Raw genomic sequence first — 21,659 nt, 5'->3', positions numbered from 1 at the left:
AGGGGCGCCCGGCGGGGACCACAGGGGGAACACACCATGACGCTGTCCAGGACGACCACCTCCGTCGCCGCGCTCGTCGTCGGCGCACTCGCGCTGACCGGGTGCAGCACCACCGACACCGACGCGGGCGACGCTGCGGGAGCCCCGCGCACGGCCGCACCGAGCCCGACGTCGACGCCCACACCGACGGCCGACGCCTCGGACGGGGTCGGCGGCACCGCTGCGGGAGCGCAGCCGGAGGACCTGACCTTCGAGGACGGCGCGGAGCTCTCGTCGACCCGCCTGCCCGCGTTCGGCGTCTCCGTGTCGTCACTGGATGAGTGGCAGCTCACCCGCTCCGACCCGAGCACCGGCTCGACCGAGTACACCCGGTCGGACGGCGCCGTGGCGACGGTCACGCAGCAGCGGGTCACCGGCCTCGATCCGACGATGGGCGACCGTGCCGCGACCGAACAGCTCTTCCGGGCGTCCGGCGCTCCGGTCGAGGGGCTCGAGGAGCAACTCCTGCCCACGGCCGGCGGCGGCACGGCGCAGTTCCTGTCGATCGCGGGACAGGCCGACGGCACCTGGACCGCGACGGTCGCCCGTGCGTTCGCTCGGCCCGGGGTCGCCCTGACCGTGCAGATCGACGTGCCGTCCCGCGAGGTGCTGCGCGACGACCTCCACGAGATCCTCGTCAACGCGCAGGTCGTCATCACCTGATCCGGAGCGGGCGCGCACCGGCCTGGAGGCACGTGGCGGCGCCGCCACGGGCCTCCAGGCCGTCAGACGGGGAGCGGCGCGACACCCCACCAGCCGACCCCGGCACGGTCGACGACCAGGTGGTCCGCCCTCGTTCCCAGCGGCTCTGCGACCGCGAAGTCGGCGATCTCCCACCCGAACTGCTCGGCGGTGGGCTCGCCACCGGCGAAGGGCTCCGAGTACGCACCGTCGATCCAGAGCGGTGCGTCGCGACTGCCCGCGAGGGCGGCCCGGAGGCCGACCGGTCCGAGTCCCGGCCAGGAGTAGACGACACAGAAGCCCTCCGCGTCCTGCAGGGGCCAGGCGTCGTGCACGGTGATCGACCGCCATTCGGTCGGGCCGCCGTCGCGCAGCTTGCGGAGGCAGGCCAGCACGGCACGTTCGCTCCACGTGGGGGAGACCACGGCCTCGGCGGCGGCGATCAGGACGTCGTGGTGGGGTCCGGACACCTGGTCATCGTGTCACGGGGTGCTCCGGAGCGAGGTCCTGGAGGCCCGTGACGCGGAGCAGGTCGAGCTTCGCGTCGTCGTCGGAACCCGGGACGGTCGTGTAGACGACGACGCGGAGGTCACCGCCGGGGACGGTGAGCACGTCGCAGTCGACCTCGATCGACCCGACCGGCGTGTGCACGCGCTTCCGGCTCGCCCGGTGCTCGGCGACCCGACCGGTGTCCCAACGCCGCTCGAACTCCGGCGAATCCCGACGCAACCGCGCCACGAGGGCGGCGAGGTCGCGGTCGGCAGGGTAACGACCGGTCGCGGCACGGAGGTCGGCCACGAGGTCGCTGGAGAACTCCTCCTGGTGCTCGTCGTCCCAGTCGGTGCCGTCGTGCCCGTGCATGAAGTGCCGCCACACGAGGTTGCCCTCGAGACCCGTCCAGTGACCGGGGTCGCCGTTCACCGCGGCCCAGAGGTCGTTCCACAGCACGATGTCGTGCGCGGCCGTGAACACCGCGAGCGGCACGTCCCCGAGCCGGTCGACCATCCGCTGGACGCCCGGTGTGACGTGCCGCGGCACCACCTGTCGCGACGGCGGTGCGACCCCGGCGATCCGGAAGAGGTGGTCGCGCTCGGCCGTCGAGAGCCGGAGTGCGGTCGCGAGCGCGCCGAGGAGCTGCGCGGAGGGGTTCCTCGCCCGCCCCTGTTCCAGCCGCACGACGTAGTCGACGCTGACCCCGGCGAGCGCTGCGAGCTCCTCGCGTCGGAGGCCGGGCGTCCGCCGTCCCGGACCGGCCGGCAGGCCGACCTCCTCGGGACGCACCCGGTCACGCCAGGAACGCAGCACACTCGCGAACTCGCTCATGCCCACCATCCTCGCCCCGCGCCTCCCGTCCGTCCTGGTACTGGCGGTCCCACCGTCACCCGGTGCCTGGGAGTCGCCACGTGCCGGGCGCACGCTGGTTGCATGACCACGACACTCATCACCGGAGCCAACCGCAGCCTCGGACTCGAGACCACCCGCCGCCTCGTCGAGGCCGGCCACACCGTGTACGCCGGCATGCGCGACCCGTCCCGCGGGGACGACGCCCGAGCGCTCGGCGCCCGCGTCGTGCAGCTCGACGTCACCGACCAGGCGTCCGTCGACCGCGCGGTCGCGGAGCTGCCGGAGCTCGACGTCCTCGTCAACAACGCCGGGGTCCTCGGGACGTCGTTCGGCGTCGACGACCTCGACGCCGCCGCGATGGCCTCCGTCCTCGACACCAACGTCACCGGCGTCGTCCGCGTGACCCAGGCCGCGCTGCCGAAGCTCCGGGCGTCTGCGAACCCGGTCATCGTGAACGTCGCCTCGGGCGTCGGCTTCCCGCGGTGGCTGACCACGCCCGGCCGCGATGAGTACCCCGTGCCGGCCGTGCCGTACGCCGCGTCGAAGGCGGCGCTCATCGCGTTGACCGTGCAGTACGCGAAGAACCTGCCGACGTTCCGGGTGAACGCGAGCGACCCGGGCTACACGGCGACCGAGTTCAACGGCTTCGGCGGCCACCAGACCGTGACCGAGGGGACGGACGCGACCGTCGCGCTGGCCCTGCTCGGACCGGACGGGCCGACGGGGGAGTTCCACGACCGGAACGGGCGGATCGAGTACTGACACGGGGGCCTGACCGAGCTGGTGCCCCGTCTGCCGCTGGTCAGCCGACGCGGGCGGACCGGGCGATCTCGGTCGCGGCGGCCACGAGCTGGGCGTTCGACGTCACCGCACTCCCGTCCTCGAGCGCGGTGGTGTCCTCGAGGCCCGTGCGCATGCCGTGTCCGCGCGCCGCGGCCCGCCGCATGATCGTCCACGACGCAGCGCCGACCCCGTGGTGGAGTTCCGGCAGCCCGACGTCCTCGGCCGCCAGCGCCTCCTCCATCTCCACCGCGAGCGCCACGGCGTCCTCGGGTCCGGGCTCGAGCGGCTCGACGACCAGTCGGGCGAACCGCGACCACCCGCCCCTGCGGAGGAACGTGTGGACGTCGTCCACGCTCAACACGCACGCCTCGATGCCGACGCCCCGACGGGCGAGCAACTCGCTCACGTCGTCGATCCCGTCCTCGCCCTGGTTCGCTGCCACGAGGTCGGGCAGGTCCGTCCACGAGTCGATGAGCCGGAGACGCTCAGCGGGGTCCGGCACGATCGCGGCGAAGGTCGTCAGGTTGACCGGGATGCCGGGACAGGCGGCACGGACCGCCCGCAGGAGTCGTGCGACCGGCGCCGGAGCGAGTGTCTCGACGCCGTCGTCGTCGAACGCGTGGAGGTGCAGCAGCGTCGCACCCGCCCGGACACAGGCAGCGGCATCGCGCGCGATCTCGTCCGGTGTCCTCGGCATCGCGGGGTGGTCGACGTCGCCGTTCGGTGCTGCCTGGAGGTGCGTGACCATGCCCCGAACGTACGCAGTGCACCCCCGACCCGCGCGGGTCACGATGCGGTGACGGTCCTGCTCTGGACCGTGCGGACCTGTCAGGCTGCGGGCATGGGGGAACGGCGGATCGTGGCGACGGTGTTCGGGATGCTGCTCGCGGTGGGCCTGGTGACGGGCTGCGCGGTGGGGGACGAGGGCGCACGGACGGCAGCGCACACGGCGACCTCCACCGCCCCGGGTGCCGGTCCCACCGCGGACCCGGGTCCCACCGGTGCCGCCGGGACGTACGCACCCTCGGGCGACGGAGCCGGACCCGGCGCGGACAGTCCGCCGCAGTACTCGCTCAACAAGCGGCACCACGAGCGCACGGAGCTCGGGGAGCAGGCGGCCGCCGAGCTGGCCGCTGTGCGTGCCGAAGCCCTCAGCGGGATCGCCGGGCTCCCCGCCCCGGTGACGCTCGCCGACGTCACGGAGGTCCTGCGTACCGTCGGAGCGGCCGACCCCTGGATCGTCGAGTACGACGGCCGCGTCGAGTTCGAGACACAGGTCGAGATGAGCGGGTGCCTGGTCGGGACGGTCCAGCGCGACGGCACTGCTGAGGTGTCGGCCGCCGGCTGGGTGCTCGACGGCGGGTGCCACGCCATCGACGGGCACTGATCCCGCCCGCGTCCGCGGAGCGGCCTATCCTTGGCGGATGCTCTCGCGACGTGAGGCCGCCGTCCGACTCGACATCCCCCTGGAGATGGCGACCCGTCACGGCATCCCGGCCCGGATGAGCGAGGACGACCTCGCCGCGATCGAGCAGGACCCGCCCGCCTGGCTCGTGCAGTCCCGGGCGAACCGCACCGGGAAGAAGCAGGTGTGGCAGCGCCTCGAGTGCGTCGTCTGCGGGTACTCGGAGGATGCACGTCCGAAGAAGTGGTGGCCGGACTGGGACCACCTCATGTGCGACTACCACGCCCCGTACCAGGCTCCCGAGGCCCCGGCCGGCTTCACCCGCCACGAGGTCGAGGGGATCGGCAGCCGGTTCGTCGCCCTCGTCGACGAGCGGCCCCAGCGGCCCTAGCCCGGTTGCGCGGCGGGCTCGACCGTCCTCGTCACGACCCACCGGTGCTTCCCGATCATCCGGTCGCGCGTGAACCCGGCCCGCTCGAACGTCGACAGCGCCCCGTGGAACAGGAACCCGGCCGGCACCGTGCCGGCGGGCTCCGGGTAGCCCTCGACCCGTCCGCCACCCGCAGCAGCGATGAGGTCGAGCGCACCCTCCAGCGCCGTCGTCGCGACGCCCTGACGCCGGTGCCCGGCCCGGGCGTGGGTGCAGCCGATGCGCCAGTCCGGCAACGGGCCGTCCTGCGTCTGGTCGTACCGGCGGCGGTTCTTGATGTGCACGATCTCGGACGCGGGGCCGTACTGGCACCAGCCGACGCACAGCGCTCCCTCGAAGACGAGTGCCGCGTGCGTCGTGCCCGCGAGGACCCGCGTCCGCTTGCGCTCCCGGTTGGCTGCGGCGTCACGGGTGAGGCCCTCGGCGTGCATGCCGTTGCACCAGCACCCGCTCGGGTACCCGGCGCTCGACGAACAGAGTTCCTCGAAGGCATCCCAGGTCGACTCGTCGAGTGGGCGCACCGTGTACGCGGCGGCGGTCGTGCGGAGCTCGTTGGCCATGCGTACCTCCCGCCCGCAACCTACCGCCGCCACGGACCACTCAGTCGTGCTCGGGGTCTTCCTCCGGGTTGAAGTGCGAGTCGGTCTCGGAGAACCCGGCAGCGACGCCGTCCGGGTGGTTCGGGATGGTGGCGTCGTCGCCGAGGCCGCCGGACTTGGCCGTGCCGTCCTCGTCGTTCGTGGGGACGGCGGTGTCCTCGGGGTTGCTGTTGCTGGTGTCCGACATGGCTGCTCCTTCGCGGTCGTCTGTCCGTGCGCTCATCCTGCGCGGCGGTCCTGGGGAGGCGCCCCGCAGGGCGCGAAGCGGCCATCCGCGTGCGCTGGGCGGTCGCGGCGGTCGCGACCACCCGCCGGACGGGAGGCCCGTGGCGACGCCGCCACGAGCCTCCCGTCCGATCGCCGGACACCTGCGGATCCGGCGCATCCGGGCGGGCCGGCGCAGGATGGGTGGTGTGGCACGCTTCCTGATCACCGGTTCCACCGACGGACTCGGGCGGGCGACCGCCGAGACGCTCCTCGACGACGGGCACGACGTCGTCGTGCACGCCCGCTCCGCCCCTCGCGCCGATGCCGTGGCGGACCTGACCGGACGGGGAGCGGACCTCGTCGTCGTGGACCTCGCCGACCGTGAGGCGGTCCTCGCAGCCGCACGCGGGCTCGACGCGGGTCCGCCGATCGACGGTGTCGTGCACAACGCCGGCGTCCTCTCCGGCCCCGCGGTGATCCCCGTGAACGTCGTCGCGCCCTACCTGTTCACGGCCCTCCTCGGCAGCCCGACCCGCCACGTCTACCTCAGCAGCGGCATGCACCGGGGCGGCTCGGCCCGACTGGCCGGCGTCGACTGGTCCGGCACGTCGGCGACGAACAGCTACTCGGACAGCAAGCTGTTCGTCACGACGCTCGCGGCGGCCGTCGCGGCTCGCTGGCCAGGGGTGCAGGCGAACGCGGTCGATCCGGGGTGGGTGCCGACGAAGATGGGCGGGGCGGGCGCGTCGGACGACCTCGAACTCGGGCACCGCACGCAGGAACGCCTGATCAGCGACCCGGCGGCGACGAGCAGCGGCGGGTACTGGTTCCACGACCGGCAGCGGGACCCGCACCCGGCCGTCCTCGACGCCGGCTTCCAGGACGAGCTGCTGCGTGCACTCGAGGACGCGACGGGGGTGGCGTTGCCGGTCAGGCCTCCGCGCGGCCGGTGAGCCACCGAACCGCATCGGACGCCGACCGGCCGCCGACGCAGTTCACGACGCTCGAGGAGCACCACCAGGTGCGGCTGGCTGCCGATTCCTGAGCCAGTCCCTGACGGCGCGCTCGTCCTCGTCGGTGATGCCGTGCCCGACGCCGAGGGTCACGTGCTCGACGCCGGCCCCGGCCCTACGCAACCGTTCGGCCGTCCGCGCGCCGTCCTCTGTGGAGCGCCGTGCGTCAAGCCGGCCGTCGATGACGAGCACGGGCAGTGCGAGCTCCGAGCGGCGTGGCGACGAGCGGAAGGGCGCCTGGGGCCGGAGCAGGACACCGCCGGTGAACAGCTCGGGGCGCCGCTCGAGGAGTGCGGCCGCCATGACGGCACCGTTCGAGAACCCGAGGACGGTGGTGTGCCGGGCTCGCCCGACGGTCTGCTGGCCCAGTTCGATCGCGTCCACGAGCGGAGCGATCCGTGCCGACACCGCGTCGTCGTCGAAGGTCCGGTCGGGTCGTCGGTCGAAGAAGGCATGCCCCAGCTCCGTCCTGACAGCACCCCGTAACGCGATGCACGCTCCTGCGGGGTCGACTCGGGCCGCGAACGGCAGGAGGTCCGTCTCACGACCGTCGGAGCCGTGCAGCACGACCAACGTCGAGTCGCCGGGTGTCGCCCCCGGCACCACCGTCAAGGTGAGTCCGAGCGGTGCGGTCATCGTCCGCGTCCGGTCCGCCATCACTCGATCATGTCCCCGGTGACGCGCTCACGAACGCTCCCCGGGGCTGGATCCGTGAGGAGCCGGTGCACGGAACGACCGAACGGCAGCGCTACTGCGGCATGTCGACGAACCGCGAGAACATCCCGTGGAACGCCACCGTGATCGTGTCCGTGGGGCCGTTGCGGTGCTTCGCCACGATGAGGTCGGCCTCGCCCTGACGCGGGTTGTCCTTCTCGTACGCCGACTCACGGTGCAGCAGGATCACCATGTCGGCGTCCTGCTCGATGGACCCCGACTCACGCAGGTCGGAGATCATCGGCTTCTTGTCGGCACGCTGCTCCGGACCACGGTTCAGCTGCGACAGCGCGATGACCGGCACGCCGAGCTCCTTCGCCATGAGCTTGAGGGCACGCGAGAACTCGGAGACCTCTTGCTGGCGGGACTCGACGCGCTTGCCCGAGGTCATCAGCTGCAGGTAGTCGATGACGACGAGCTTGAGGTTGTGCTGCTGCTTCAGACGGCGGCACTTCGCGCGGATCTCGACGAGCGTCATGTTGGGGGAGTCGTCGATGAAGAACGGGGCGTCGTTGATCCGCCCGCGGGTCTGCGCGATGGTCGTCCAGTCGCGGGAGTCGACGGTGCCCTTGCGCATGTTCTGCAGCGGCACGCTCGACTCGGCGGACAGCAGACGCATGGCGATCTCGGCCCGCCCCATCTCGAGCGAGAAGAACGCGGCGGTCTGGTTGTGCTTGAGCGCGGCCGCCCGGCACAGGTCGAGCGCGAGGGTGGACTTGCCGAGTGCGGGTCGGGCGGCGACGATGATGAGCTGTCCGGGGTGGAAGCCGTTGGTCAGCCCGTCGAGCCCGCTGAACCCGGTCGGCACGCCGGTCATCTGGCCGTCTCGGCCCTTCGCGGCCTCGATCTCGTCGATGGCGGCGCCGATGGCGTCGGTGAGCGGCACGTAGTCCTCGGTCTGGACGCCGCCCGCGACGTTGTAGACCTCGGCCTGCGCGCTGTTGACGAGGTCGGTGACCTCACCCTCGGACGCGTAGCCCATCTGCACGATGCGGGTGCCGGCATCGACCAGGCGGCGGAGCACGGCCTTCTCGGCGACGATCGCGGCGTAGTACCCGGCGTTGGCAGCGGTCGGCACCATGCTCGTCACGCTGTGCAGGTACTCGGCACCGCCGGCACGCGAGAGCAGCCCGGTCTTCGTGAGTTCGTCGGTGACGGCGATGACGTCCGTCGGCTCGCCGTGGGAGTACAGCGAGAGGATCGCGTCGAAGATGACCTCGTGCTTGGGGATGTAGAAGTCGACCCCGCGCGCGGTCTCGATGACGTCGGCGACGGCGTCCTTCGACAGGAGCATGCCGCCGATGGTCGACTGCTCGGCGAGGAGGTCGTGCGGCGGCGTCCGCTCCATGCCTCCGCGGTCGGCGACGTCGCGGGGGGACGGATCGAGATGCGCGATCGACACACGGACTCCTGTCGTTGGTACGGCCCGGGCCCCTGCCCGCACCGAAGTTCTACCCCGGACGACCGACATCGCCAGGTCGCCGGGCCACGCTAAGGGCCTCGGAGTTATCCCCACAAATGTGCCCTGTGGATAACTCTGTGGAGAGGCTGCGGAACACGCCGGAGTGCCGTGTGGACAACTGTGGAGAGATGTGTGGACAACCTGCTTCTAGAACACAGTTTCGACCGCTTGATCTGGGGTTTTCCGTTCCACACCGTGTGTGGAAAAGTGGGGTTCAAGTTCCCATTGAAGGTTGACGAACCGGCCGTTTCGGGTGTGTAAAACCAGTTGACAAACCGAAACCTGAGGACAACTTTCTCACGCTGCTTCCAGGTTCGGAGCGCTCACCTGAACGGTAACCAGCCAGGCGCGAACCGCCGCCTGCGAGAACGACGACGGGCGGGCCTCCCGAAGGAGACCCGCCCGTCGTGAGCGGTGTTCGCAGCCTTACTTGGCGGCGACGACCTTGAGCGAGATCACCGCGGTGATGTCCTCGCGCAGACGCACGGTGGCCTCGTGGTCACCGACGGTCTTGATGGTCGCGGGGACCTCGACCTTGCGCTTGTCGAGCGAGCCGACGCCCTGCGCCTCGACCGCAGCGGCAACGTCCGCCGGGCGGACCGAGCCGAACAGACGGCCGTCCTTGCCGGCCTTGACCGACAGCTGGATGGTGGCGTTCTCGAGCTTCATCTTGAGGTCCTGGGCCTCTTCGATGGTGGCGAGCTCGCGAGCGGTACGCGCGGCACGGATCGACTCGACCTGCTTCTCGCCGCCCTTGGACCACGCGACAGCGAAGCCCTGGGGGATGAGGTAGTTGCGGGCGTAGCCGTTCTTGACGTCGACGACGTCACCGGCGGAACCGAGGCCGGAGACCTCGTGGGTGAGGATGAGCTTCGACATGGGAGATCCTCCGATCAGCGGCCGGAGCCGGCGTAGGGGAGGAGCGCCATCTCACGGGCGTTCTTCACGGCACGGGCGATGAGGCGCTGCTCCTGGACGGAGACGCCGGTGATGCGACGGGCGCGGATCTTGCCACGCTCGGAGATGAACTTGCGAAGGGTCGCGACGTCCTTGTAGTCGATGACGCCGACCTTGATCGACTTCGCGGGAGCGGCGTTCTTGCCACCCTTGCCGCGAGGCTTCCGGCGGTCGCCGGTGCTCTTTCCAGCCATTGTTTTTCCTTAGAGATGAAGAAGTTGTGTCCGGTGGACCGGAGGGATCAGAACGGGGTCTCGTCGTCGTACGAGCCGCCGGGCGTCGACCACACGTCGTTCGACTGTGCGTTGCCGCCACCCTGCTGGCCACCCTGGGGGGACCAGGGCGCGTCCGACTGACCGCCGCCGTTGTTCCAGTTGCCGCCGCCGTTGCCGCCAGCGTTCGCGCCGCCGACCTGGCCACGACCGCCGCCGTTGCCACCCGAGGCACGGGTGACCTGCGCGGTCGCGTAGCGGAGCGAGGGGCCGATCTCGTCGACCTCGAGCTCGATGCTCGTGCGCTGCTGGCCCTCACGGTCCTGGTACGAGCGCTGACGCAGACGACCCTGCGCGATCACGCGCGAGCCCTTCGTCAGCGAGCCCGCCACGTGCTCGGCGAACTCGCGCCACACGCTCGCCCGGAGGAACAGCGCGTCGCCGTCCTTCCACTCGTTCGCCTGACGGTCGAACGTGCGAGGGGTGGAGGCGATGGTGAAGTTCGCCACCGCGAGCCCGTTCTGCGTGTAACGCAGCTCGGGGTCCGCGGTGAGGTTGCCCACCACCGTGATGACGGTTTCGCCGGCCATGACTTACTCGGCGCTCGCGGTCGCGTTCGCGGCCTTGCGGGCCGCGCGGGCCTCGTCGCGCTGCTTCTGGGCGGCGACCTGAGCGATCGCCTCCTCGGCGCGGAGGACCTTCGTGCGGAGGACGGCCTCGGAGAGACCGAGCTGACGGTCGAGCTCCTTGGCGGCTTCGGGGGAGGACGTGAAGTCGACGACGGCGTAGATGCCCTCGGACTTCTTCGCGATCTCGTAGGCGAGACGACGACGGCCCCAGACGTCCACGTTGTCGACGGTGCCACCGTCGTTGCGGATCACGGCCAGGAACTTGTCCAGGCTGGGAGCGACGGTGCGCTCGTCGATCTCGGGGTCGAGGATCGCCATCAGTTCGTACTGGTGCATGCGGAACCCACCTCCTTTGGTCTCGGCGGCTCCGGGCGGTTCCCGGAGCAGGAGGGTTGATGCATGTGTCAGCGCGCAGACGCGCGGAGACAACCTGAACAGCCTACCGGACCGCCTGGAGGCGCGCCACCACCTGTGGAAGCCGCCCCGGGCCTCTCCCCACCGGCACGGCCGGCCCGCCGCTGGCGCGTCGGGCCGGAACCGGCGGTGTGGGCCCAGGCCGTCGCGTCGGGCGCGGGGCGCACTCGTGGCGCGGCCGCTCAGTCGGCGTCGCGCGCCGCCCACCAGGCGCGCAGGCGCGCCTCGGCTTCCTCGTGCCCGAGCGGGCCCTCGTCCATCCGGGTCTCGAGCAGGAAGCGGTAGGCCTCACCGACGGCTCGTCCGGGCGCGATGTCGAGGATGCGCATGATGTCGTCGCCGGTGAGGTCGGGACGGATCGAGTCGAGTTCCTCCTGCTCGGCGAGGGTCGCGATGCGTGCCTCGAGGTCGTCGTACGCGAACCCGAGGCGGTCGGCCTTCCGGCGGTTCCGCGTCGTCACGTCGGAGCGGGTGAGCTCGTGGAGCCGCTCGAGCTCCGGACCGGCGTCGCGGACGTAGCGACGGACGGCGGAGTCCGTCCATGCACCGTCGGTGTAGCCGAAGAATCGGAGGTGCAGCTCGATGAGACGGGCCACGGAGCCGATCGTGTCGTTGTCGAACCGCAGGGCACGGAGCCGCTTCTTCGCGAGCTTCGACCCGACGAGGTCGTGGTGGTGGAAGGTCACCGCACCGCCGGGCTCGAGCTTCCGGGTCGCGGGCTTGCCGATGTCGTGCAGGAGCGCCGCGAGCCGGAGCACGGTGTCCGGGGCCTCGCCGGGGTGGCGCTCGGCCTCGTACCCGATGGCCTGCGTCAGCACCGTGAGCGAGTGCTCGTAGACGTCCTTGTGGTGGTGGTGCTCGTCGATCTCGAGCTTCATCGCGGGCAGCTCCGGCAGGAAGCGTTCGGCCAGCCCGGTGTCGACGAGCAGCCGGAGCCCGGGGACGGGGTCGGCGGTGTTCAGGAGCTTGACGAGTTCCTCGCGCACCCGCTCGGCGGAGACGATCTCGATCGAGTCGGCCAGCTCGGCCATCGCGTCGCGCACGTCGTCGGACACGGTGAACCCGAGCTGCGACGTGAACCGGGCCGCCCGCATCATGCGCAGCGGGTCGTCGCGGAACGACACCGTCGCCTGCTGCGGCGTGCGGAGGCGCCCGGCGAGGAGGTCCTCGACACCGCCGTGCACGTCGACGAGCTCGCGCTGGGGCAGTCGGAGCGCCATCGCGTTCACCGTGAAGTCGCGGCGGAGCAGGTCGTCCTCGATGGTCTCGCCGAACGCGACCTCGGGCTTCCGGGTCTCGCCGTCGTAGACGTCGCTCCGGTAGGTGGTGATCTCGACCTGCTCGTCGTGCACCCGCGCGGCGATGGTGCCGAACTGGCGGCCGACGTCCCACGTGGCGCTCGCGATCGGCTCGACGATCCGGAGCACGTCGTCCGGGGTGGCGTCGGTGGTGAAGTCGAGGTCGGTGACCGGACGGCCGAGGAACGCGTCGCGCACCGGGCCGCCGACGAGGGCCAGCTCGTGTCCGGCGTCGGCGAACGCCCGCGCGAGGGTGGCCACGGGGAGGGTTTCGGCGAGTGCGTCGAGTCGCTCGACGGCCTGGGCAACGGACTGCATGACGGACCAATCCTCCCAGATCGAGCCGACGAGTTCTCCACACCCTGCGCGCGCACGGGCGGTGTTCATGGTGGGGCCTCATACACTCGTGCACGGCCCGGGTCGATCCCCCGGGCACCCCTGTATGCAGCTCTTCCGCACCATGTTCGCCGCGGCCGCGTCGACACTCGTCGCGCTCGGCCTCGTCGTCGCGCCCGTCGACGCCCCGTCCGCGAGCGCCCTGACGACCGCGTCCTCCGTCGAGACCGCTCCCGCCGAGGTGTCGACCGCGACCGAGGGCACGACGAGCGTCACGGTGTCCCCGGCGAACCGCGGGATCGTGCACCGCGACGAGGACCTCACGCTCTCGGTCACGGTGACGAACGACACCGACGAGGCGCTCCCCGCGGGCTCGGCCGAGCTCGACATCTCCCGGGTGGTGAGCTCGCGCGACCAGCTCTCCGACTGGCTCGTCGACACCAGCACGACCGGTTACCCTGGCGCCCCGATGGACACCGTGGACGTCCCGGCCGTTCCGGCGCACCGTTCGGTCACCCTGCGCTCGGTGAAGATCGTCCCGGGCAACGTCGGACTCGGGGGCTACGGCTCGTTCGGTCCCCGACGCATCGCAGCCGTCTACACCGCGGGCGAGACGACCGCCGTCGCGCGCTCCGCCATCACGTGGGACCCGGCGTCGGCCGAGACCTCGGTGGGCGTCACCCCGGTCGGGGTCTCGGTCGCGATGCCGATCACCCTGCCCCACTCGTCGAGCATGTTCGTCGGGGCCGACGAACTCGCCGCCGCGACCGCGGTCGACGGGACGCTCACCCAGCAGCTCCGCGCAGCCGAGGGGCACAACGTCGCGGTCGGCATCGACCCGCGCATCATCGCGTCGATCCGGATCCTCGGCCAGAACGCACCGTCGAGTGCGATCGCGTGGCTGCAGGACCTCGAGGACATCCGCAACGAGACCTTCGCGCTGCCCTGGGCCGACGCCGACGTCACGGGGCTGCGGCAGGCGGGTGCGGACGGCGTCCTCGCGCCGACCTCGCTCGACGCGGGCATCCGTCCCGAGAACTTCCCCGGCGCCTCCACGCCGAGCCCGACCCCGTCGGCGACCGCCCCGACGGACGCGCCCTCCACCGCCGCACCGGGGGACTCCGCGACCGCCTCCCCGACCGACGGAGCCACCGGCGCGGCCGACGGCGCCGCCGACGGCACCGACCCGGACAGCACCGAGGTCCTCCCCACGACCTCGTCGCTCCTCGACTTCGACTACTCGATGGACGACGTCGCGTGGCCGGTCGAGGGCACCGTCGCCCAGGGTGACCTCCCGGCGCTCCGCGAAGCCGGCACCACGACGACGATCGTCGCGAGCGGGAACACCTCCGCTGGGGCCGACACCACCATCCCGGCGTCCGAGCGCATCGGCTCCGACAAGGTGCTCGTGGCCGACCAGGCGATGTCGTCGCTCCTCCGCCAGGCGGCGACCGCGACCGACCAGCGCACCTGGGACACGGCGATGTCCGAGCTCACCGCGACGCTCGCGAGCGCGGCCCGTGCCGGCACCGCGACGTCCCCGGTCCTCCTCACCCTCGGTCGGGACTGGCCGTCGGACTCCACCCGGCTGTCCCAGGCCCTCGACGCACTCGAGAGCACTCCGTGGGCCGCGCCGACCGACCTGTCGTCGACCGCGTCGGCGACCCCCGGTTCGCTGACGTTGACCAAGGCGTCGGACGGCGATGCCCGCATCGACCGTCTGGAGCGGCTGGTCCGCGCCTCGGAGGCCCTGTCCGGCTTCGCAACGGCGCTCGACACCCCCGAGGACGTCACCGCACCGGCACGACTCCAGCTCCTGGCCCTCGCGTCGAACTCCTGGCGCACGGACGACGACGCCCTCGACGCAGCGATCACGAACCGGGTGGCGGCCTGGGCGCGGACGACCGACTCGGTGACGATCACGGACTCGAGCAGCCTCACGCTGCTGGGCGACCGGTCGTCCCTGCCGATCTCGATCCGGAACGAGTCGAAGTACCCGGTGACCGTCCGGCTCTCCGTCCAGCCGTCGAACTCGGCGCTCCGTGTCGTCCGCAACGACATCGTGGTCAAGGTCCAGAGCGACTCCTCGACGCGCACCACGGTGCCGGTGCAGTCGGTGGCGAACGGCAAGGTGTCGCTCACCCTCGCGCTGACGACCCCCACCGGGCAGACCATCGCGCAGCCGGCCACCGTCGAGCTGAACGTGCAGGCGCAGTGGGAGACGGTCATCACCGCCGTCGCCGGCATCGCGCTCGTCGCGATCTTCGGCTTCGGCATCTTCCGGAGCATCCGCAAGCGGGCGCGACGTCGCCGCGGCGAGACCGACGACGAGGACGACGACCCCAACCGTCCGCTCGCCGAGCAGCCGGGTCTGGCGGGTCAGTCGGTCCAGGCGGGTCCGTCGGTCCAGGCGGGTCAGCCGGGAGGCCCGGTGCCCGTCCGCCACGCGGCAGCGGCCGCGCGGTCTGCCGCGGTCGCAGGGCCCCGCGTCGGTCCGCAGGGCGGCCCAGGCGGGCCGGCAGCCGCGGCTGCCGCATCGCGCCCTGACCGTGAGCACCTCGACGAGGCGAGCCTCGACGGCGGGGCCGGGGCGGGCCTCCAGGCAGGTTCCGGTGACCACGACGAACCGTCGGACGACCCCGCGAGCCGGCCCACCGATCGACCCGCCGAGCAGCCCGCACCCGAGGAGCCCCTCATCAGCGCCACCCAGCCGCAGTCCGTCGTCGACGCCGAACCCGTCGCCGAGCGCAGCCTCGGCCGAGCGAGCGCGATGCTCGCAGCCGGCACCATGGTGTCGCGCGTCCTCGGGTTCGCGAAGACGATCATCCTGGCCTACGCGATCGGCCAGCAGGGCTCCGTCGCTGCCGACGCGTTCGCCGTGTCGAACCAGCTGCCGAACAACATCTACGCGCTCATCGCGGGGGGTCTGCTGTCGGCCGTGCTCATCCCGCAGATCGTCCGGTCGATGCAGCAGCACACCGACGGCGGTACCGCGTACGTCAACAAGATCGTGACGCTCGGCGGGACGGTCTTCGTCGTCATCACGATCATCGCCACCGCGCTGGCACCGTTCCTCGTCTGGGCGTACAGCATCCAGGCCGGTGACGGATCGAAGGGCTTCACCCCGGCACAGACGGACCTCGCCGTGGCCTTCGCGTTCTGGTGCCTGCCGCAGATCCTCTTCTACGCGATGTACTCGCTCCTCGGCGAGGTCCTCAACGCCAAGCAGGTGTTCGGGCCGTTCACGTGGGCGCCCCTCATCAACAACGTCATCGCCGTCAGCGGGCTCATCGTCTTCATGGCGTTGTTCGGGGACCGCTCGGTGAACGCCGGCCTCGACGACTGGACCCCGGCGAAGATCGCGGTGCTCGCGGGCAGCGCGTCGTTCGGCGTCGTCGCGCAGGCCGCCTTCCTGCCGTTCTTCTGGCGTCGTGCCGGTCTCACCTACCGCCCGGACTTCCGGTGGCGGGGCGTGGGGCTCAAGGCGACGGGGACCGCTGCCGGGTGGCTCTTCGCGATGATCCTCGTCACGCAGCTCGCCGGCCTCGTCCAGTCACGTGTCTCGTCGCTCGGGACCGGGGCCGCGGGCAACGCGGTGCTGCAGAACGCCTGGCTGCTGTTCATGCTGCCGCACTCGATCATCACGGTGTCGATCGCGACGGCGTACTTCACGCGGATGAGCCACGATGCCGAACGCGGCGACCTCGACGCCGTGCGGCGGAACCTGTCCCTCAGCCTGCGGATCGTCGGACTCTTCACCGTGTTCGCCTCCGTGGCGCTCATGGTGGTGTCGGTGCCGTTCGGCCGGATCTTCGCGAGCACCTTCGACGGTGCACTGTCGATCGGTGCCGTGCTCCTCGCCTACATGCCCGGACTCGTCCTGTTCAGCATGCTGTTCGTGATCCAGCGGGTGTTCTGGGCGCTGCACGACCACCGCACGCCGTTCCTCATGCAGTGCGTCCAGTCGGTCCTCTTCGTGATCGGGGCCCTCTCGGTGTCGCTGCTCCCGGACACGGTCATCGGGTTCTCGATCGCGGCGTGCACGACGCTCGCCGGCTCGGCGCAGACCGTCCTCGCACTCGTGCTCGTGTCGCGGCGACTCAAGGGCATGGAGGGTGCGAACGTGACCCGGTCGCACCTGCAGTTCATCGTCGCGGCGCTCGTGGCCGGAGCGGTCGGCCTCCTGGTCGTCTGGTTCTTCGGAGCGTTCAGCGCGAGCGGGTTCGCGATGTCCGACGCGACCGGAGCGGTCCTGACGATCGTCCTCACCGGCGTCGTGATGGCGCTCGTCTACTTCGGTGTGCTGGCGCTCGCGCGGAACCAAGAGATCCGCGGGGCGGTCGACATCGTCCGGGCCCGGTTCGGTCGCTGACCCCGGGTCCGACCCGGTCGCTGTCCCCGGACCCGCTCGGTCGCTGACCCCCCGCGCGGCCCGGTCGCCGGTCCGCGTCCCGTCGGCCGCTGGCCGCGCTGCACGGGTGGCGTGGAATGTCGCGCCGGTAGCATGTGTTGACCCGGTCAGCACTCAACGGAAGGGCAGCGAGGCATGCGCCAGCTCATCATCATCGGTTCCGGTCCGGCCGGGTTCACCGCCGGCATCTACGCCGCGCGCGCGGAGCTCAAGCCCCTCATCGTCGCGTCCAGCGTCGAGACCGGTGGCGAACTCACCAAGACCACCGAGGTCGAGAACTTCCCGGGCTTCCCCGAGGGCATCCAGGGCCCCGACCTGATGATCAAGATGCAGGAGCAGGCCGAGAAGTTCGGCGCCGAGGTCCTGTACGACGACGCGGTGTGGGTCGACCTCACCGGCCAGGTGAAGAAGGTCACCGTCGGCTCCGGCGAGACGTACGAGGCCCTCGCGGTGATCTACGCGACGGGTTCCGCCTACCGTCACCTCGGCCTCCCGGACGAGGAGCGCCTGTCTGGTCACGGCGTCTCGTGGTGCGCGACCTGCGACGGCTTCTTCTTCCGTCAGAAGAACATCGCCGTCGTCGGCGGTGGCGACTCCGCGATGGAAGAGGCGACGTTCCTCACGCGCTTCGCCGACAAGGTCACGGTCATCCACCGCAAGGACACCCTGCGCGCGTCGAAGATCATGCAGGACCGCGCCCACAGCGACCCGAAGATCGAGTTCGCGTGGAACAAGGAGGTCATCGGCATCGACGGTGAGTCCTCCGTGACCGGCGTGCAGCTCCGCGACACCGTGACCGGCGAGACCTCCTCGCTCGAGCTCGACGGACTCTTCATCGCGATCGGCAACGACCCGCGGACCCACCTCATCCACGGGCAGATCGACATCGCGCCGGAGGGCACCATCGCCGTCCAGGGCCGCTCGTCGAAGACCAACCTGCCGGGCGTGTTCGCGGCCGGTGACGTCATCGACCCGACCTACCGTCAGGCGATCACCGCTGCCGGTTCGGGCACGGTGGCCGCGCTCGACGCGGAGAAGTACCTCGCCGAACTCGACGACGACCTCACCGTGCCGGCCGAGGGCGTCACCCCGGAGTCGCCCGTCACGGTCGACGTCGAGGCCGCACGCGCCTGAACCCGGGGAATGTCACAGCGGTTCGTCCGTTGTACCCACCGAACGACTTCTCGGCTGCGACCGGGATCCACGAAGGAGCACACATGTCCAACGCCAAGGCAGTCACCGACGCCACCTTCTCGGACGAGGTCCTGAAGTCCGACAAGACGATCCTCGTCGACTTCTGGGCCGAGTGGTGCGGTCCGTGTCGCGCGGTCTCGCCGATCCTCGACCAGATCGCCGCGGAGCACGCCGACAAGATCGAGATCGTCAAGCTCAACGTCGACGACAACCCGCAGTCGGCCATGAATTACCAGATCACCTCGATCCCGGCCATGAAGGTCTTCAAGGGCGGCGAGGTCGTCAAGACCGTCATCGGCGCCAAGCCGAAGCCGGCGCTCGAAGCCGACCTCGCCGAGTTCCTCGCGTAGTCGGCCCGACACGCTCGAACGCCCCGTCCCCGGTCCCGGGGGCGGGGCGTCCTGCTGTCGCTGGCCGGGCACCTGTGCGTCCGGTGGTGCGTTCTCTCACGATGCAGGCCACGGGAGGCCGATCGGACCCCGGATTTCCGCAGCACATGTCGTAGTGTGGCGGGAATGCCTCAGTGAACGGAGCACACGATGACGAACGGCACCAGCCTCGACCCCTGGTACGACTCCTACGCCCAGCGCACCGCCGGGCTGAGCGCCTCCGAGGTCCGAGCCCTGTTCGCCGTCGCATCGCGCCCCGAGGTGGTCTCCCTCGCCGGGGGCATGCCGTACGTCTCCGCCTTGCCCCGTGAGCTCGTGACGGGCTCGATCGACCGCGTGATGGCCGAGGACGCCGCCATGGCGCTCCAGTACGGCGGAGGGCAGGGCCTGCGGTCCCTGCGCGAGCACATCGTCGACGTGATGAGCCTCGAGGGCATCCGCGCCTCGGCGGACGACGTCGTCGTGACCACGGGCTCGCAGCACGCCCTGGACCTCGTCACGCGACTCTTCATCGATCCGGGTGACGTCGTCCTGGCCGAGTCACCGTCCTACGTCGGCGCGATCGGCGTCTTCCGCTCGTACCAGGCCGAGACCGTGCACGTGACCACCGATGAGCACGGCCTCGTCCCGGAGGCCCTGCGCGAGGCGATCGCGAACCTCCGGACGCAGGGCAAGCGGATCAAGTTCCTCTACACGATCCCGAACTTCCACAACCCCGCTGGCGTCACGATGAGCCGTGAGCGCCGGATCGAGGTCCTCGACATCTGCCGCTCGAACGGCATCCTCGTGCTCGAGGACAACCCGTACGGGCTCCTGTGGTTCGACGAGCCGGCACCTCAGGCGATCCGCTCGATCGACGACGAGGGCGTGGTGTACCTCGGCTCGTTCTCGAAGACCCTCGCGCCGGGCTTCCGGGTCGGTTGGGCACTGGCTCCGCACGCGATCCGCGAGAAGCTCGTCCTCGCCAACGAATCGGCCGTGCTCGCGCCGAACTCCTTCGGGCAGTACGTCGTCAACGCCTACCTCGACGCGGCCGACTGGAAGGGTCAGATCGACACCTTCCGTGGGCTCTACGCCGAGCGCCGCGACGCCATGCTCTCCGCGCTGGGGGAGTTCCTGCCCGACCTCACCTGGACCCGACCGAACGGTGGGTTCTTCGTGTGGCTCACCCTGCCGGACGTCCTCGACTCGAAGGGCATGCTGCCTCGCGCGGTGAAGGAACTCGTGGCCTACACGCCGGGGACCGCGTTCTACGCAGACGGTCGCGGCGGCGGGAACATCCGGCTGTCCTTCTGCTACCCGACCGCCGAGCAGATCCGGGTCGGGGTGAAGCGTCTCGCGACGGTCGTCAACGACGAGCTGGAACTCCTCGAGACGTTCGGTTCCGCCACGCGGCCGAACGCCGTCGTCCGGCCGTCGTCGTCGGTGTCCGCTCCGCCGCCGAACATCTCCTGATCAGCACTTTCGTTCGTACTCAGCACGGAGGACCATCCTCATGGCCGCGCCCGCACACCGTCACGTCGTCGTCGTCGCCGGAGGGATCTCACACGAGCGTGACGTCTCCCTCCGCTCCGGTCGACGGGTCGCCGACTCCCTGACAGGCTACGGCTGGAACGTCGACCTCCGGGATGCGGACGCCTCGCTGCTGCCGGCTCTCGCCGAATCACGCCCGGATGTCGTGTGGCCGGCTCTGCACGGCGCCTCCGGAGAAGACGGGGCCCTGCGGGGCATCCTGGAGGCACTCGACATCCCGTTCGTCGGCTCGCGTTCCACGTCGGCCCGGCTGGCATGGGACAAGCCCACCGCGTCCGCGCTCGTCGCGCGCGCCGGCGTCCGGACTCCCCGGTCGATCACCCTGTCGCACGACGTCTTCCGCGAGCTCGGTGCGGTCGGGGTACTCGCGGCCATCGCCGGTGAGCACCCTGTCCCGCTCGCGGTGAAGCCGGCCCGTGGCGGTAGCGCTCAGGGCGTCACCCTGGTGGACGACGTGAACGACCTGCCCCGTGCGATGGTCACGGCGTACACCTACTGTGACGACGTCGTCGTCGAGCAGCTCATCCGGGGCGTGGAGGTCGCCGTCGGCATCATCGACACCGGCGACGGCCCGGTCGCTCTCTCGGCGGTCGAGATCGTGCCGAGGAGCGGAACCTACGGGTTCGAGGCGCGGTACAACGCCGGTGAAACGACGTTCTACACCCCCGCGCGCCTCTCGGCAGTGCAGGCGGCTTCCGTGTCGGCGGCCGCCGTCGCCGCGCACGAAGCGCTCGGCCTCCGGCACCTGTCGCGTGTCGACCTCATCATCGACGGGGCCGGGACGCCGTGGTTCCTCGAAGCCAACGTCCTGCCGGGCCTCACTGAGACCTCGCTCGTCCCGCAGGCCCTCTCCGCATCGGGATTCGATCTCGGCTGGACCTACGCGGAACTCGCCGAGCAGGCGATCCGCGACGACGCGCACTGACCCCGCGATGCAGCCGAGGCGTGTTCCACGTGGAACATCCCTCCTGACCGCGGGTACCGGGATCGCTCTGGCGGTGATGATCGCCGCCGACGTTCTGCACGCTCACGCGAGTCGGCGCGGCCACGGACTCGCGGCCACGCCAGATGCGATGGCCGCCGGCTGCGTGGTGGTTCTCGGCTTCGCGAACGGCCACTCACGGATCAACATGATCAATCGTTGGCGCGCTCGGATCGCCCTTCGGAGTGCGCGCGGTCGACCCGGCACCACGATCATCTGTAGCGGGGGAGCGGTCCGCGGCTCCATCGCCGAGGCCGAACTCCTTCGTCGTCACCTCCGCGACGACCTCGGTTGGTCAGGCAGAGTCCTCGTCGAAACGGAGAGTCGCTCCACGTGGGAGAACGTCCGCAACGTCACGCCTCTTCTCGCCGACGCACAATGGATCATGTTCGCGTCCAACAGTCTGCATGCAGAGAAGGCACGGCGCTATCTCCGACGCCAACGTCCGGATCTCGCACGTCGGCTGGTACCTGGTCCGGACCATCGCTGGGGCGAGATGGCCGCGGTCAAGCCAGTGTTCGCCGCAATCGGACTCTGGAAGCTTGCACGCCTGCGACGTCCTACATGAGACAACTGTCGAGCCGGCGCTGGTCGCGGCGCCACGTCTCTGCCCTGACGTTGCACTGT

The 21,659-nt window shown here is 70.8% G+C and carries 23 protein-coding genes; 11 read left to right on the top strand and 12 right to left on the bottom strand.

What is annotated here, in order from left to right:
- The first annotated feature begins 36 nt into the window (after positions 1 to 36).
- Positions 37 to 702, top strand: a complete 666-nt coding sequence (locus QPJ90_RS05210) for a hypothetical protein (protein WP_290133399.1) — start codon at positions 37 to 39, stop codon at positions 700 to 702.
- A 62-nt stretch (positions 703 to 764) separates the two neighbouring features.
- Here QPJ90_RS05210 and QPJ90_RS05205 read toward each other — a convergent pair whose 3' ends face one another.
- Both QPJ90_RS05205 and QPJ90_RS05200 read right to left on the bottom strand, forming a co-directional pair.
- Entirely contained in the window at positions 765 to 1,190 is a 426-nt protein-coding gene (locus QPJ90_RS05205; RefSeq protein ID WP_290133398.1) for a hypothetical protein, read from the bottom strand.
- Between the two features lie 4 nt (positions 1,191 to 1,194).
- A complete protein-coding gene (locus QPJ90_RS05200) occupies positions 1,195 to 2,043 on the bottom strand; it encodes a helix-turn-helix transcriptional regulator (RefSeq protein WP_290133397.1) in 849 nt (282 codons plus the stop codon).
- A gap of 102 nt (positions 2,044 to 2,145) precedes the next feature.
- Here QPJ90_RS05200 and QPJ90_RS05195 point away from each other — a divergent pair, with 102 nt between their 5' ends.
- Positions 2,146 to 2,826 (top strand): SDR family NAD(P)-dependent oxidoreductase, encoded by a 681-nt coding sequence (locus tag QPJ90_RS05195; protein WP_290133396.1) that lies wholly within the window; start codon positions 2,146 to 2,148, stop codon positions 2,824 to 2,826.
- A 40-nt stretch (positions 2,827 to 2,866) separates the two neighbouring features.
- On the opposite strand, the gene QPJ90_RS05190 is transcribed toward QPJ90_RS05195, so the two are convergent.
- On the bottom strand, positions 2,867 to 3,595 hold the full coding sequence (locus QPJ90_RS05190) for a 3-keto-5-aminohexanoate cleavage protein (RefSeq protein WP_290133395.1): 729 nt from the start codon (positions 3,593 to 3,595) through the stop codon (positions 2,867 to 2,869).
- 93 nt (positions 3,596 to 3,688) lie between these two features.
- Between QPJ90_RS05190 and QPJ90_RS05185 the strand changes: the two genes are divergently transcribed.
- Complete coding sequence (locus tag QPJ90_RS05185; protein WP_290133394.1) at positions 3,689 to 4,234, top strand: hypothetical protein; 546 nt, start codon at positions 3,689 to 3,691, stop codon at positions 4,232 to 4,234.
- Between the two features lie 37 nt (positions 4,235 to 4,271).
- Complete coding sequence (locus QPJ90_RS05180; protein WP_290133393.1) at positions 4,272 to 4,643, top strand: hypothetical protein; 372 nt, start codon at positions 4,272 to 4,274, stop codon at positions 4,641 to 4,643.
- Here the strand turns inward: QPJ90_RS05180 and QPJ90_RS05175 are convergent.
- Positions 4,640 to 5,242, bottom strand: a complete 603-nt coding sequence (locus QPJ90_RS05175) for a GNAT family N-acetyltransferase (protein ID WP_290133392.1) — start codon at positions 5,240 to 5,242, stop codon at positions 4,640 to 4,642. The genes QPJ90_RS05180 and QPJ90_RS05175 overlap by 4 nt on opposite strands.
- A 40-nt stretch (positions 5,243 to 5,282) precedes the next feature.
- Positions 5,283 to 5,468, bottom strand: coding sequence for a hypothetical protein (locus QPJ90_RS05170; RefSeq protein WP_290133391.1), 186 nt, complete (start codon positions 5,466 to 5,468; stop codon positions 5,283 to 5,285).
- 226 nt (positions 5,469 to 5,694) lie between these two features.
- On the opposite strand from QPJ90_RS05170, the gene QPJ90_RS05165 reads away from it, so the two are divergent.
- Positions 5,695 to 6,441, top strand: coding sequence for an SDR family NAD(P)-dependent oxidoreductase (locus tag QPJ90_RS05165; RefSeq protein ID WP_290133390.1), 747 nt, complete (start codon positions 5,695 to 5,697; stop codon positions 6,439 to 6,441).
- Positions 6,442 to 6,483: 42 nt separating this feature from the next.
- On the opposite strand, the gene QPJ90_RS05160 is transcribed toward QPJ90_RS05165, so the two are convergent.
- From QPJ90_RS05160 to QPJ90_RS05130, 7 genes are all read right to left on the bottom strand, one after another.
- A complete protein-coding gene (locus QPJ90_RS05160) occupies positions 6,484 to 7,158 on the bottom strand; it encodes a hypothetical protein (RefSeq protein ID WP_290133389.1) in 675 nt (224 codons plus the stop codon).
- 91 nt (positions 7,159 to 7,249) lie between these two features.
- Positions 7,250 to 8,563 (bottom strand): replicative DNA helicase, encoded by a 1,314-nt coding sequence (gene dnaB, locus QPJ90_RS05155; protein ID WP_152998015.1) that lies wholly within the window; start codon positions 8,561 to 8,563, stop codon positions 7,250 to 7,252.
- A gap of 540 nt (positions 8,564 to 9,103) precedes the next feature.
- Positions 9,104 to 9,556, bottom strand: coding sequence for a 50S ribosomal protein L9 (gene rplI, locus QPJ90_RS05150; RefSeq protein WP_290133388.1), 453 nt, complete (start codon positions 9,554 to 9,556; stop codon positions 9,104 to 9,106).
- 14 nt (positions 9,557 to 9,570) lie between these two features.
- Complete coding sequence (rpsR, locus tag QPJ90_RS05145; RefSeq protein WP_017887834.1) at positions 9,571 to 9,828, bottom strand: 30S ribosomal protein S18; 258 nt, start codon at positions 9,826 to 9,828, stop codon at positions 9,571 to 9,573.
- A gap of 47 nt (positions 9,829 to 9,875) precedes the next feature.
- Complete coding sequence (locus tag QPJ90_RS05140; RefSeq protein ID WP_290133387.1) at positions 9,876 to 10,436, bottom strand: single-stranded DNA-binding protein; 561 nt, start codon at positions 10,434 to 10,436, stop codon at positions 9,876 to 9,878.
- A 3-nt stretch (positions 10,437 to 10,439) separates the two neighbouring features.
- Positions 10,440 to 10,811, bottom strand: coding sequence for a 30S ribosomal protein S6 (rpsF, locus tag QPJ90_RS05135; protein WP_058724526.1), 372 nt, complete (start codon positions 10,809 to 10,811; stop codon positions 10,440 to 10,442).
- A gap of 260 nt (positions 10,812 to 11,071) precedes the next feature.
- Complete coding sequence (locus QPJ90_RS05130) at positions 11,072 to 12,505, bottom strand: CCA tRNA nucleotidyltransferase (protein ID WP_290133386.1); 1,434 nt, start codon at positions 12,503 to 12,505, stop codon at positions 11,072 to 11,074.
- Between the two features lie 124 nt (positions 12,506 to 12,629).
- On the opposite strand from QPJ90_RS05130, the gene QPJ90_RS05125 reads away from it, so the two are divergent.
- The 6 genes from QPJ90_RS05125 (at position 12,630) to QPJ90_RS05100 (ending at position 21,600) form a co-directional block, all read left to right on the top strand.
- The gene (locus tag QPJ90_RS05125; RefSeq protein ID WP_290133385.1) at positions 12,630 to 16,895 is read left to right on the top strand and encodes a DUF6049 family protein; all 4,266 of its coding nucleotides are present in this window, start codon (positions 12,630 to 12,632) and stop codon (positions 16,893 to 16,895) included.
- Positions 16,896 to 17,069: 174 nt separating this feature from the next.
- On the top strand, positions 17,070 to 18,068 hold the full coding sequence (gene trxB, locus QPJ90_RS05120) for a thioredoxin-disulfide reductase (RefSeq protein WP_290133384.1): 999 nt from the start codon (positions 17,070 to 17,072) through the stop codon (positions 18,066 to 18,068).
- 83 nt (positions 18,069 to 18,151) lie between these two features.
- The gene (trxA, locus tag QPJ90_RS05115) at positions 18,152 to 18,478 is read left to right on the top strand and encodes a thioredoxin (protein ID WP_022832611.1); all 327 of its coding nucleotides are present in this window, start codon (positions 18,152 to 18,154) and stop codon (positions 18,476 to 18,478) included.
- 189 nt (positions 18,479 to 18,667) lie between these two features.
- Positions 18,668 to 19,972: a PLP-dependent aminotransferase family protein gene (locus QPJ90_RS05110; RefSeq protein ID WP_290133383.1), complete on the top strand. Its 1,305-nt coding sequence runs from the start codon at positions 18,668 to 18,670 to the stop codon at positions 19,970 to 19,972.
- Positions 19,973 to 20,012: 40 nt separating this feature from the next.
- Positions 20,013 to 20,975, top strand: coding sequence for a D-alanine--D-alanine ligase (locus tag QPJ90_RS05105; protein ID WP_290133382.1), 963 nt, complete (start codon positions 20,013 to 20,015; stop codon positions 20,973 to 20,975).
- A gap of 7 nt (positions 20,976 to 20,982) precedes the next feature.
- On the top strand, positions 20,983 to 21,600 hold the full coding sequence (locus tag QPJ90_RS05100; RefSeq protein WP_354670489.1) for a YdcF family protein: 618 nt from the start codon (positions 20,983 to 20,985) through the stop codon (positions 21,598 to 21,600).
- The last annotated feature ends 59 nt before the right edge of the window (positions 21,601 to 21,659 follow it).

Source organism: Curtobacterium sp. 458 (assembly GCF_030406605.1).
Classification (GTDB): Bacteria; Actinomycetota; Actinomycetes; order Actinomycetales; family Microbacteriaceae; genus Curtobacterium.
Note: the sequence above shows the minus strand (reverse complement) of the source record. Positions and strands in the feature narration are given on the sequence as shown.